Raw genomic sequence first — 14300 nt, forward strand, 5'->3', positions numbered from 1 at the left:
ATTTTCAAAATCTTTTTTACATTGCCATTTCATCATATTCCTGTTCTTTAAAGCCTTCATTTTCCTCACCTTCCTTATTTAATGCATCTTCATCTACTATAACTTCATTGTCTTTTTTATTTAGATCCAGTAATGAGTTTAGCTCAAATTGTCGCGATAACTTTTCTTTTAAAGCTTCTTCATAAGGAAATGGTTTTTCATATTCTATCTTTGACTGTTCTAAGTTTCTTTTGTACTCTTCAATTTTTGTTTCTATATTCTCCATTTTGCTTTCAAGGTTATTTAGCAAATTTTCAATTCTTAACATATTTCCATGAGCACTATCTCCAAGGTCTACGGTGTATTTTAAATTACCATGAATTAAGAGTTCATACTTTTCATAGAATAGATTTTTTCTAAGTTTTAATTCAAAACCTTTAAAACTTCCTACATTAAGTTCTTCACCTTTTGGTATTTTCTCATAAAGGCTCTGAATCATTGTTCCTGCCTTTTCTCTTTCATCAAATAATTTACCATTTATAATTATTGAAAACTCCTTACCATCCTCCATATTCCTTTTATCAATATCCTTAATAACACATTCAAGCTGGCTGTTAGCTTCACTAATGAGTTTTGGATATTTGAAAGTGAAATTATCCTGCATGGTATATTTTTGACTATCATAGGCAGCTTTTAAAACTCTTAGTCTTGCTACTTCATTATCAACATCCATCTTTTCTTTTATTAATGGATTTCCTGTAGCTAAAGCTTTAACTTCTGCATAGGACAGTACTGTTTCATCTACATCTTCACAGTTTCTTGCAACAGATTTAGAGGTCATTATCTGTGATATGAACTTTTGTTTTTGCTCTACAATCTGCCAAAGGTATGAATCAAAGGTATCTTTAGTAACATACCTATAAATATTTACCTCTGGGTTCATATTCCCCTGCCTTAAAATTCTTCCTTCACGCTGCTCAATATCACTTGGTCTATAGGGACAATCTAAATGATGAAGTGCAATTAGTCTGTCTTGAATATTAGTTCCTGTTCCCATTTTAGGAGTACTTCCTATGATTATTCTTTTATTTCCGGACCTCATATCAGAAAATATTTCTTCACGTTGTATTTCATTTTTAGCATCGTGGATAAAACATATTTGATTTTCAGGAATTCCTTTATTTATTAGTTCTGCTTTAATTGAATCATAAACAGAAAAGCGCCCATCTGAATTAGGCGTTCCCACATCACAAAATACTATTTGAGTTCCTTTTATACTATCTGATTTTTTATATTCTTCATAAATATTTTCAATACACTTATTAACCTTTGAATAGGGCTCATTTATTGCTTCCTTATTTATAAGCCTTGGATCTGTACCTAAAAGCCTTGCTTCATTGGTTATCTTAAGCATATTATCTACAGAAGGATCAACCATTCCATTTCTAATTCTTTCTGCTCTTCCAACATAGTTTTCCATTTCATATTTTATAAACTCACTTGGCTCTGTAGATACTAAAATATATTTATCGTTTTTAAGTTTTGGCACTGGAAGCTTTAACATATCTGAGGTTTGAACATCTGCTATATTTTTAAATAAGGTCATTAGTTCTGGAAGGTTTGTAAACTTTGAAAACCTGCTTCTAAACCTATAGCCTGTACCTTCTGGAGCAAGTTCTAATGAAGAAACCACTTCACCAAAGCTAGCTGCCCAAGCATCAAAATGCTGGATACCTCGCCTTTCAAGTTCATGATTTTGAAGATACCTTTGCATTACATACATTTCTGTCATAGAATTTGAAATAGGAGTTCCTGTAGCAAATATTACTCCTCTGCCTTCATTTATCTCATGAATATATTGGCATTTCATAAGCATGTCACTAGCTTTTTTAGCTCTTGTATTTGATATTCCTGCCACATTTCTCATTTTAGAAAATACTGCACAGTTTTTATAATAATGGGCTTCATCTACAAACATAGTGTCAATACCAAGCTCTTCAAAGTTTATAACATCATCCTTTCTTGATTCATCAAGAAGCCTTTTAAGTTCACTTTCTAAACTCTTTTTAAATTTCTCCATCTGTTTAATAGACCAGTTTTCTCCTCGCTCTCTTTTGGTAGTTTCTATGGCATAGGTCATTTGCTCAATTTGATAGTTTAACATTTTTTCTTGTCTTTTCTTTGAAATTGGTATTTTTTCAAATTGCGTATGCCCTATAATTATTGCATCATAAGCTCCCGTTGCAATTCTGCTTACAAATCTTATTCTGTTTTGCTTTTCAAAGTCTTTCTTTGTTGTAACTAAAATATTTGCTGAAGGATATAATCTTAAAAACTCTGCTCCCATCTGCTCTGTTAAATGATTAGGAACTACAAATATGCTTTTCTTGGAAAGTCCTAGTCTTTTAAGCTCCATTGCACTTGCTATCATTTCAAAGCTCTTTCCAGCACCAACACAATGAGCAAGAAGGGTACTTCCACCATATAAAATTCTAGCTATAGCATTTACTTGATGCTGTCTAAGTTTAATATCTGGATTCATTCCTGGGAAAGTTAAATGGCTCCCATCATATTCTCTAAGCCTTATGTTATTAAAGTTTTCATTATAAAAATCAACATACTTCTTTCTTCTGTCAGGATCTCTAAATATCCAGTTCTTAAATTCTTCTTTAAGCTGATTTTGCTTTTCCCTAGCCAGCATAGTTTCCTTTTGATTAAGTACATATCTTACACTATCTCCTTCTTCTATTCTGTCTTTTACTGTAACTGTTCTAAGGTTTAAGGTTTCTTCAATAATGTAGTAGGCATTAAGCCTTTTAGTTCCAAAGGTTTCTGTTGCTGCCACGGAATAGCCATCTATACCTTTGTTTTCAATAACCCAAGATGCATTAAAATTATTATAATGAACTTTTATTTCATTGCTGCTATAACGAGAACCTGAGTTTTGTGCATACTTAGGAGTTCCTAAGGTTTCATAAATAAATTTTTCTATATCTCCTTCTTCAATCCATGTTGTTCCAAGCCTTATGTCAATTTCACTAGCCTCTAAATTTACTGGCTGAACTTTTTCTAAGGCTTCTACATTTTGTGTAAAAAGCTCTGGATTAGTTTCAGCATAAAGCTTTGCCAATTTTAATTTCTGCCTTACATTACCGCTTAAATATTCATCTTGAGTTTCCCAGCCTTGAAGTAAATCATCTTTATTATATTTTTCAGGATTTAAGAATATCAGACCTTTAAGTTCATTTATAATGTTTTCTCTTGTGCTATCATAAATTTCTAGCATTAGAGATAAATCTACCGTTCCCTTTTCATTTAAACTTACTGTAAGAGCTTCAATGGCTGTATCAACTTCTGTTATTTTTTCAAGAGGACGTATAGTTTGTTTAGTAAACATATCAGCTTTAGTAACTTTTTTATTTTCATCTACTACCTCAAGAGAACATAATAGAGGATAATCATTGTCATCTCTAAAAGCTGTGTTATTGGTTCTTGCTGTTATATATCCATAATTTTTAACAAATGTATCATACCTTTTATTCAATATTTCCTGCTTTTCTTTTAACTCTTCTTGGGTGCATCCATTTGTTTGAATATCTATTATTTCTCTAGTGATTTCCCTTATAGCATGGAGACCTTTTATCCTTTCTAAAGTCTTTCCTGTAGCTTCAATCTTTCTCATTACAGCATTTTCTCTATAATATAACTGATTCTCTATAAAGGTGTAAGTGTAGTTTCTAACATTAGGATCAGCAGGAATAAAATCTTCCGCAGCAGCTTCTTCTCTTTCAAAACTTGTTATGTTAGCATTTAGATTTCCAACTGCTTTATCTAAAGCTTCACTTAAATCAAAATTCTCATCATCATTAACTAAGGCTGTGTATTTACTACCTTCACCAAACATTCTCTGATCAAAAACCATTTTTCCAAGAAGCATTTCTGGATTATCAAGGAAGTATTCATTTATAGGCACTCCATCTTCTGTTTTTGATACATGAAGCCAATTTTCTTCTGTAACTTGTACCCTTTCTCTCTTTTGAAGAAATATAATATCCGCAGTAACATCTGTATTGGCATTTGATTTAAAGGCAGTATTAGGAAGTCTTATTGCTCCAATTAATTCTGCTCTCTCAGCAATGTACTTTCTTACACTGTTGTTTTCTTTATCCATAGTCCCTTTAGAAGTTATAAAAGCTATAATTCCACCTGGTCTTACTTTATCTAAAGTCTTAGCAAAAAAGTAATCGTGTATTAAAAAATTATATTTATCATATTTAGAATCATGAAGTTTATAATCTCCAAAGGGAACATTACCTATAGCAACATCAAAGAAATTATCTGGATAATTATTTTCTTCAAAGCCTTGTATTTTTATATCCGCCTTTTGATAGAGCTGCTTTGCTATTCTTCCTGAAATATCATCAAGTTCTACTCCATATAACTTAGAATTTTTCATACTGTCTGGAAGCATAGAAAAGAAATTTCCAACTCCCATGGAAGGTTCTAATATATTACCTGTTTTAAATCCAAAGTTCTCAAGTGCTTTATATATTCCTTCAATCACTGTAGGTGAAGTATAATGAGCATTAGGTGTAGAAGCTCTTGCAGATGCATATTCTTCAGGAGAAAGTAGTGCTTTTAATTCTGTATATTCACTATTCCATCCTGTGCTATTAATATCAAAGGCTTGAGCCATACCTCCCCATCCTACGTACTTAGCAAGTATTTTCTGTTCCTCTGGTGTTGCTAATCTATTTTCTTCTTCAATAGCCTTTAAAGTTTTAATAGCTTCTATATTGTTTCTAAATTTAGTTTTAAGTCCCCCAACTCCAATTTCATCATCTGGACTATAGTTGTAGTTTATTTTCTCATCTTTTTCTTTTGCATTTGTTTTTCCTTTAGTTTCAGGTTTTCTATTAACTCCATTGTTATTTAGCCACCCTAAAATATTAGTTTCATAATTTTCTATGGCTTTATTTTTATAAGCTTCCCAAGTTGAATTTTTACCTGTAGTTATATATTCTGTATTTACTACAGTTGATGCTTCTGTATTAATTAAAGAGTTTATTTTATTTACAGCAACATTTATCTCCAAATCATTAAAAGTAATTTCTTTTACTATTTTATCAATTACATTTTGAATTTTTTCTAACTTGCTTTCTATATTTGCTTCTTCTAATGCTAATTTACTTGTAATTAAGTTTGATATATTTTGTAAAGTCTTTGAGTAAAGGTTCTTTTCTAATGGTTCTTCAAACTCTACACTTTTATAATAATCAGTATTTAGTGCTTTTAGCTTATAAATAACCTGCTCATAGATTTTATCTTGAATATCGCCTTTATTACTAATATCTTCATTTTTAGTATCTTCTATATTTTTAGCTTCCTTATGCTTATTTTCAGGAATAAAAAAAGAGCCACTTTGTTGTGACTCAAAAATATCTATTTGCTTTATCTCATTTTGTATACTATTTCGTGAAGAACTATCTCCTCTGCTGTTTCCTTTATTCTCTTCCTGTGCTTGAAGCTCTCTATTGTATTCTCTGGATTCATTATTGGATCTGTTTTCAGCATTTGCTCCATTAATACTTCCAACCTCTGATATGCTTCCTCGTTCACCTGATGCATTTTCTCCATCAGCTCCCCTTGTGCTAAAAGTAAGCTGTATCTGCTCTGATGATTGTTCTTTAGATAATTTAATGCCATCTTCCCGTACTTCCCTAAAGGCTTCTGATCTACTTCCTTGTTCCTGGATATTTGTATCTCTGGATAAAATATTCCTTCTATATCCTTGTAACTTAAATTTAAGTTCTCTTTCATAATTTTTTTCGCTCCTTTGCTTTTTTATTATTTTTACTATTTCACTTTCAAATTCTCTAAGAATTTGCTGTGATATATTGCATACAGAATTTCCAAGTCTAAAAGTTAATGGTAGCGTATTAAAATGATTTATTACTCTAAAGCTATTTTCGCTGTCAAAGTTTGAAGCTTCTATTCCACATCTTTTTGCCACCATATAATTTATACTTTCAAGAACAGTTTGAGTAAAACAACTTATAAACCCTTCTTCTGGTAAACCTTCAAGCCACGTTTCTTTAATATCCTGTTCATAGCCTTCTAAAATATTATCAAAGCCTTCATTAACCTTGATATCTGTAAGCTGTAATATCAATTCTTCAATAGAACTACAATTTAACTCATATTTTTCATTTATATTTTCTAAAAGTTTTTCACAAATAGCATCACTTAACTTCCATAGCTTAGGAATGGTATGAGGTTCTCCATTAGTGTCTTTAATATCAAATAAATATGTTAATCTAAGAGTTGGCATTGAAGTATCAAAAACTGCTATGCTTCTTGTTCCTCTGTTTACATATCTTCCTATTTTTTTATTCCAAATTTCCATGGTAGCAACCATGGTAGCATCAGGTCTTTGAGCATAAATTAAAACTGCATTATCAAAGTTATATTTATAAATTTTTGCTGCAAAGTCTAAGAACTCTTTCCACTCCTTTTTATTGCTTGTAACTATTCCTGTTACTTTTTCGTAGATTTCTCTTACATCTGTTATTCTACTCATCAAGTACCTCCTTCCCCTGTGTTTCAAAATATAGTTTTAAAGCCTTATCAATAATCTCTTCAATCTCTAGCTGTTTAACTTCTGGTGCAAAATATTTGCTTATTAGTTTTGGCTTCAATTTTATAGATGCAGGTTTATTTGACTTCAGCTTTTTGTTAAGTTCTCCTGAAAGAATTGAATGAGCTGTTTCTTCATTTAATTTACCTTTCTCTGAGTAATCCCTAAGTACTTCGGCTTTTTTCATGTCTAATTTAAAATTGTTGGAGTTTAGAATTTCGTTTATAATTTGCTGCTCTTCTTTTTTTATAAATGATATTGTTACTGCTGTCATAAATGCAATTTCATCAGCATCAAGTCTATTCATTAAATCACTATCTAATTCTCCAAGCCTAACATATCTGGCTATCATATTTCTTGAAAGATTATAACTTTGAGCTAATTTTTCATCTGTTCTTAACTTTGTCTCAATTTGGCACAAAGTTGCTTCATCTTTGATATTATAAGGGTTTGCAAGCTTTTCAATTTCATCTAAAAGGTCATTTCTTTTTCCTTGCTGCTTCATGGCTTTATATCTTTGTGATATTGCAGCTGTTCTCTCTGAATACCTTAAATCTGCAAAAGAACGTTGAATTAAATTAGTTTCAGTAACAATTAAAGTAGCTTCATCTTCAGTAAGTCCTTCCTTAATAACCGCTGGTACTTTAAGTATTCCTGCAAGTTTTGCAGCATTTACTCTATTGTGACCAGATAGGATCTGATAGCTTGTACCTATAGGTCTTATAACTATAGGTACAATAACTCCAAACTCCTTAATACTTTCTACCATATCATTTAATCTTTCACCTTCATACAGCTTAAAGGGGTGATTACTAAAAGGCACAAGTTTTTCTATTTCAATCTCTGCTATTCCTGAATTAGTTTCTTTTTCAGATGAGATATCTCCAAACATATCATCTAAGCTCATTAACTTTCTCTCACTCATATTGCAGCCACCTCCTTAGCAAATTCTCTATATGCAATGGATACTTTATTTTTAGAATCATATTCTATGGTACTCTTACTTTTCATATTGGCTTCTCCAACCTTAACAGAAGTTGGAATTTTATTTTCAAATATGTTGATTTTACTACCATAAGCATCCTGAATAATTGCTAATACCTCTTTTGAAAGCTTCATTCTTTCTGCATACATTGTTAAAAGTATTCCATCAACCTCAATCTTAGGATTTATTCTCTTTTTAACTCTTATAATATTCCTAAGAAGTAGCTCCAAGCCTTTAGCTGAAAGATATTGAGGAGTAACAGGAATAATAACACTATCACAAGCCGCAAGAGCATTTATAGTAAGCATTCCAAGTGATGGAGAACAATCAATAATAACGTAATCATAATCAGTTTTCACTTCATCAACTATAGATTTTAAAACCAATTCTCTGCTCATAACATTAACAAGGGCTATTTCAATTGCTGATAACTCTAAGCTACAAGGAATAATATCAATATTTCCTGCTGTAATAATATACTCTTCCTTTTTAGGTAAGCTTTTTTCCTCAATAGCCAGTGCCATAAGATTATATATTGTTGTTTTTATACTATCTGTATTATCATAACCAAAACATACTGTTAAGCTACTCTGAGGATCAAAGTCTATAAGTAATACCTTCTTTCCCATTTCTGCTAATGCATATCCTAAGTTTAAAGTTGTTACGGTTTTAGCAACGCCCCCTTTTTGATTCACGATAGAAATTACTTTACTTTTACACATTTTTACCCTCCACCTTTATAAATTCATTTTTCCTGCCTTTCTAATTCACACTATTTAATTTAATATTACACTTATAAATGTGATTATTCAAGAAGAATCTTTTGTTTTTATCAATTATTTTTATTATTATTGAAAATTCACATTAAAAAGTGTATATTTAAATTTAAGGATGGTGAATCACATGCAATTAACTATGGGTGAAAAAATTCGTATTTTAATAAAAAGAAAAAATATTACTATATCGGAGCTTGCAAGATTAATTGGAACTACTAATCAAAATTTATCCAATAAACTATCACGTGATAATTTCTCAGAAAAAGAGCTCCAGCAAATTGCTGAAGCTCTTGGTTGTAAATTTGAAGGATTTTTTGTTTTTGAAAATGGGAATAAAATATAAAAATTAAACAACGCTAGTGAATACTTAAATTTGACTTTTCACCCGTGTTGTTTAACATATTATTTTATCTCAGCAATATTCGGTGGTATTAAAGCATTTTTTATTCCATCAAATTCTTCCACTAGATGAACATAATTACAATCTTCCCATGCATCTGTTGAAACATGTTCTAAAACTATAAGCTGCATTTCTTTATCATTTTCAACAACATTTTTTATGAATTCATCTAGTAATAAAAAAATTCTTCTTACTTTTGTCCAATCATCTTTATCCTTAGTATTACTTTTGCTTTCCTGATAATTAAGTTTCTTTGAACTATTAAAGTATGGTCTAGTTGGTTGATCAAGAATTAAAAATGGTGCAACATATTCAATATCTTTATTCATTATCATTTCATGCAATCCCAAAAATAGACAAATATGCCTAAATAAATCTACTGAACTACTTGTGTGTCCAGCACATTCTGATGATTTGCTTTTTCTTAAATTTAATTTTTTATCTTTATAATCAAATGATGCCTTATAATCACTATAGGTTCCAAATACATCTTTTGCTGATTGAATATATGTATTTATATACTCATTCAAAGCTTCAATAGTATTCGCTCTACTTTCTTCCAATGGAATGAATGATTTCTTAGCACGTTCTAGTTCTTTAGTTTTTTCTTTTATTTTTTCTCTAGTTCCAGAAGAAATTAATGTCCCTTCTGAAAATTTGTTGATCTCTGCTTTAATCTCTCCAAATGCTATATATCTTTCTTTTTCACTTATAGGTTTAAAATCTATTTTAGGATACTTATTAATCTCCTCTTCTTTATTCTTCAATTGTTCTTCTAAATTATTTAATTTATTCTCAATATCTATTTCAAATGGCATCTTAGTCTTAATCGTTTCTTTTATCTGATAGTAATCATTTTCGAGTATGTTTAAAAATTTCTTATATTCACTATTTTCAATATTATCTATATATTTTTTTAAGTATTCTATTGGTTTTAAACTTTCCGCATCCTTTGAAAGTTTATTTTTATATTTCCGATATCGGCCTGAAAAACTTTTAAGTTTTCTGATCTTTAAAATTATTTCCTGTCGTTCTTTTAGCAATTCCTCCAGTAAATCATTCTCTGGAAATTCGACCAAATCAAGTTTATTATTTTTTACAATTAATGAAAGGTTTGCAACATCTTCATTGAAGCTATTTGTTTGAATTGGAATTAATTTAAATTCCTTTGCTTTTTTTATAAGTTCATATAATTTATCATCTTTCTTTTCCTCTTCAGCCAATTCATCTTTTTCTTTTTTTTCAAGCTTTACAATTTCTTTTTCTAATCGCATTATCTTTTCTGCTAAAGATAAATTTTCAATTGTAGTAATACCAGTAGCTAAATCGAAAATTCTTGGTAATGCCTCTCTATACCTTTCTTTATGTTGTTTGTCAAAATAAGTTTGACTATGAGTTATAACATCTCCTGACTGTGTATTAAACATCCAAAAATAGCGAAAAGATATCTTTGTATTTTGTTTGATTATTTTCCCGTTATAAGGAAATACAACTTTGTCATTTATTCCAAACTCTCTTTCTATAGTTTCTTTAAGTTCATCCTCACCTATACTTTCGTTGGGTAAATCAGGTATAACTCCAACACCAGAAAAATAATAAGAATTCGAATAACGAGTGCCTTTTTTCTTACCTCTAGCAATTGTGTAACATTTTTCATTTATTGATAAATTTAAACCATACCAATCAACATTTTCCCCAATATGTTCATCAGGAATTCCACTTTCACTTCCAAAAAAACAATAGTCAATTATCTCCAATATAGTTGACTTGCCTGTATCGCTATTACCAGTAATAACATTAACTTTATTCTTTTGAAATAAAAGTTCTCTTTTTTCTCCATTTTTTAACCAAAGAATAATCTTATTTATACAAAACTTCATAGTTCTACTCGCAAGCTTAAATATAAATTACTTGCCTCCTCCTTATCAAGAACATTTATTAGGTTATAACTTGCATCTATAATATCTAAAGCTCTTTTGCCTAAAACTTTATTCTTAAAATCAAAACCAGCCTCTATGTATATTAATTCATTATTTATAATATCTAACATTCCCAATTCTTTAAATAGAAAAATTGCATTTATACTTAATTCCAGATCTTCTAAATATCTTTTATTAAAATTAGCAAAAGCCATATTCTTCTTAATAATTAATTCTTCTACACTCCTGATTTTTGTTCGTTTATCTTTTAAAAATTCCACTATTCCTTTATAGCTTAATATAGGATGAATTAGCAAAACTTTGCTTATTTCTACTTTTCCTTTTTGTTTAAGTGCTGCTAAAATAGCAATACCAGTAAGTAACTCATTATTATAAAATGTATCTATCTGTTTCATCTTTTATACCTTTCCTCCCAATGTTTTAACCATCCTATTTTTCTATTATTTGAAAGGTGATAAAATTCTCCATTGCTTAATTGTATATTAAAATCAATTTTATCAAATTTTAATTCTTTATCTCTTATTTCATTTATACACTGAATAGCATGATCTATATCATTTGAAGAAATAGTTTTACGATGCCACTTTTTGTGACTATTTTTCCAATATGTTGTTGCTATTTCATGGAATTTTTCTTTTTGTTGTAAAGTAATTTCTCCATTATCATACCATTCCTTAAAATTCATTTCTACTTCAAGCATAAAACCTGTGTATTCAGCCATTTCCTCAATATTTTCTTCATCAATATCCCCAATTTCAATTAACTCCTGTATAAATGGCTGCTCTTGTAATTTACTTGGTAAAGGCTTTTGGAACTCCCTTATAGGTAAATTTGTTGTTTGGTATTTTTCAAAAATAGCAATTGCTTTAGGTTGCCACTCCTCATAAGTTACAATAAATTTTTGTCCACTATTTACCTTATCAAAAAAACTTACTTTTAACTCAAAAAAAATATCACTAAAAACATCATTTATTTTCTCATCACGAATATACTTATTTGAAATACTTTCTCTAATATCATTAACAATAGTATCTGCTTGTACCTCTATTTTTATCGATGAAATAAATTCTTTTAATAAAACTCTATTCATTGATAATATATTGCTAATACATTCTTTAGAACTTTCTCCTTTGCAATTTTTAAGCAAATTCTCTAAATATACAATAAATTCTTTAAAATTTCTATTATTACCATTTGCTTTTTTCATGCTAATAATAAAAGGGTTTTTATCAATTAATTTATTGGTCGCTAGAACAAATGTTGTGTTTTTTACATAATTTTTTTGAGAATCATAACTTTTCCTTCCGTCATTTTCATCACAAATTGCAAGTATCCAATTGTTTATTGTATGTAAAAGATCATCATCAAGTTCCGTCAAGTTAATTGTTTCTCCATTTGCCTGTTTCTGTGTTGTATGTTTAAGTTGTATAAGTGTAGTTTTTCCACATGACAAATCAATATGAACATCATCTTTCACTTCATATCCTAATTGCTGGCCTTTTTTTAATTTTAATAACTCATTTATAAAATAGAAAAATTGATAGTCAGTTCCTATTATTTTTGTGTCCGCTGAAGTTAAATCATATCTTTTTCTCTCTGTATTCATGAAATCATCACTCACTCTTTATTGATAAACTCTAATCATTGCTAATTTGGATATATTTACAATAATTATAACATTAATAGTCATAATATAACAATAATTACGGTAAAATACTTATATGATTTACAAACAGACTTTCCAATACATTTATAAAAATATTTATAAAGAAAAAACTATGAAGTTATAATTAAAAATATTTCTACTTCATAGTTTTCTTATCACATACTTACTTTTTATAATTACATATCTACTTTCACCATATCAAATCCCCACTCTTACTCTAACACCCTGAATAACTTCTTTATTTCTAAAATCATCACCATTTGTGTTAAAGTTATAAAAGCTTGCAAAGTGAGTAAATTCAATGATTATAAGGAATCCTTGCGACGTATTCCTACTACACACTCCACGTGACTGGTCTGCGGGAACATATCAACCGGCTGCACTTCAACAGTTTTATAGCCTAAATCTTCAATTATAGCTAAGTCTCTAGCCAAGGTACTTGGATCACAGGAAACATAAACTATTCTATCAGCATCAATAGAAGTTATGGCTTCAAGTAACTTCCTGTCACAGCCTTTTCTAGGAGGATCAACAACTACTACGTCTGCTTTTATTCCTTTAGCTATAAGGTCTGGTATAACCTTTTCTGATTCACCAGCGTAAAACTCTACGTTGCTAACAGAATTTTCTTCGGCGTTAATCCAAGCGTTATCTATAGCTTCTTGAATTATTTCAACCCCATATACTTTTTTAGCCTTTTGCGAAAGAAATAAGGTTATGGTACCTGTTCCACAGTAGGCATCAAAAACAGTTTCTTCTCCCTCTAAAGCTGCAAATTCTAATGCCTTAGAGTATAGCACTTCTGTCTGAACTGGATTTACTTGAAAGAAGGATAGTGGAGATATATTGAATTTAAACTCACCTATGTAGTCACTTATGGTATCTTGTCCCCATAAAGTTAAAGATTCTTGTCCGAGTATTACATTAGACTTCTTATCATTGATGTTCTGAATTATGCTTTTAATACCAGGAATATTTAACTTCATAAGATTTATGAACTCTTCTTTACCTGGAAGCTTAGTACCATTAGTAACTATCACCACCATAACTTCATTTGTTTTGAAGCCACGTCTTATCATAATATGCCTTAGTATCCCACTTTCATCATAGTTTCCATCTAAAAAGTAAGGTCTTATATTATTTTTTTCTATCCAGCTTCTAGTTAAGGTCACAACCTTATCTGCAATTTCGTCTTGTATATAGCAGCTTTCCATATCTATTATTTCATGACTTCTTGGTGCAAAAAATCCTATGGTAAGTTTTCCGTCTTGCAATCCGATTGGTAGTTGAACTTTGTTTCTATACCTATATGGATTATCCATACCGATAGTATCTCTAACTAGATCTCCATTCAGCTTTCCTATCTTTGTAATGCAGTCCCTAACTCTCTCTGTCTTAAAGTTAAGCTGCTCGTTATAAGATGTATGCTGAAGCCTACACCCCCCACACCTTTTATATATTGGACAAATAGGTTCTACTCTTTCCTCTGAGGTCTCTAAAGTTTCTACTAGCTTTCCATAGGCATAATTCTTTTTAACCTTTATAGCTTTAACTTTTACTCTTTCACCTCTTAATGCTCCTTCAACAAACATAGTAAAGTTACCATCTAACTTTCCTATACCTTCGCCCTCATATCCCTGAGCTACTATATCAACTATGTACTCTTTATTTTTTTCTATCATACAATTTTCACCTCATATAGCAAATCGCTATCCATTTACGTTTAAACACGCTTCTATAGGTATCCTTTACGAAAACTTAATTTATGTATGTTCTATAATCCCGACTTCTGGGGATTATCGGGCATATATAAATTAATAGTTGAAGTTGGAACCCTATATAGCTGTACCACTTCATAATAAACTTTTTATTTTCAATCTTTGCTCTCATACACAAGAGGAGTTTTGAAAGTAAACT

8 protein-coding genes are annotated in these 14300 nt (G+C 30.1%); 1 reads left to right on the forward strand and 7 read right to left on the reverse strand.

All coding sequences use genetic code 11. The features are described from left to right. Positions 1-16: 16 nt before the first annotated feature. Genes C1I91_RS26700 through C1I91_RS26710 form a run of 3 tightly spaced genes read right to left on the reverse strand, consistent with a single transcriptional unit; the run spans position 17 to position 8323 of the window. Positions 17-6559, reverse strand: a complete 6543-nt coding sequence (locus C1I91_RS26700; RefSeq protein ID WP_128215647.1) for a helicase-related protein — start codon at positions 6557-6559, stop codon at positions 17-19. Beyond that, positions 6552-7541, reverse strand: coding sequence for a ParB/RepB/Spo0J family partition protein (locus C1I91_RS26705; RefSeq protein WP_128215648.1), 990 nt, complete (start codon positions 7539-7541; stop codon positions 6552-6554). Before C1I91_RS26705 ends, C1I91_RS26700 begins: the two co-directional genes overlap by 8 nt. Further along, entirely contained in the window at positions 7538-8323 is a 786-nt protein-coding gene (locus tag C1I91_RS26710; protein ID WP_008423775.1) for a ParA family protein, read from the reverse strand. Before C1I91_RS26710 ends, C1I91_RS26705 begins: the two co-directional genes overlap by 4 nt. A 181-nt stretch (positions 8324-8504) precedes the next feature. Here C1I91_RS26710 and C1I91_RS26715 point away from each other — a divergent pair, with 181 nt between their 5' ends. Further along, positions 8505-8720, forward strand: a complete 216-nt coding sequence (locus C1I91_RS26715; RefSeq protein ID WP_128215649.1) for a helix-turn-helix transcriptional regulator — start codon at positions 8505-8507, stop codon at positions 8718-8720. A gap of 59 nt (positions 8721-8779) precedes the next feature. Here C1I91_RS26715 and C1I91_RS26720 read toward each other — a convergent pair whose 3' ends face one another. The 4 genes from C1I91_RS26720 to rlmD all read right to left on the reverse strand — a co-directional run bounded on the left by C1I91_RS26720 (position 8780) and on the right by rlmD (position 14065). After that, a complete protein-coding gene (locus tag C1I91_RS26720; RefSeq protein ID WP_128215650.1) occupies positions 8780-10657 on the reverse strand; it encodes a DUF3732 domain-containing protein in 1878 nt (625 codons plus the stop codon). Continuing rightward, positions 10654-11112 (reverse strand): hypothetical protein, encoded by a 459-nt coding sequence (locus C1I91_RS26725; protein ID WP_055668297.1) that lies wholly within the window; start codon positions 11110-11112, stop codon positions 10654-10656. The genes C1I91_RS26720 and C1I91_RS26725 overlap by 4 nt, the downstream gene beginning before the upstream one ends. Then, positions 11109-12323 (reverse strand): hypothetical protein, encoded by a 1215-nt coding sequence (locus C1I91_RS26730; protein ID WP_055668298.1) that lies wholly within the window; start codon positions 12321-12323, stop codon positions 11109-11111. Before C1I91_RS26730 ends, C1I91_RS26725 begins: the two co-directional genes overlap by 4 nt. 365 nt (positions 12324-12688) lie before the next feature. Continuing rightward, complete coding sequence (gene rlmD / locus C1I91_RS26735; protein WP_128215651.1) at positions 12689-14065, reverse strand: 23S rRNA (uracil(1939)-C(5))-methyltransferase RlmD; 1377 nt, start codon at positions 14063-14065, stop codon at positions 12689-12691. Between the last annotated feature and the right edge of the window lie 235 nt (positions 14066-14300).

This window comes from Clostridium manihotivorum (genome assembly GCF_004015185.1).
Taxonomy (GTDB): domain Bacteria; phylum Bacillota; class Clostridia; order Clostridiales; family Clostridiaceae; genus Clostridium_AR; species Clostridium_AR manihotivorum.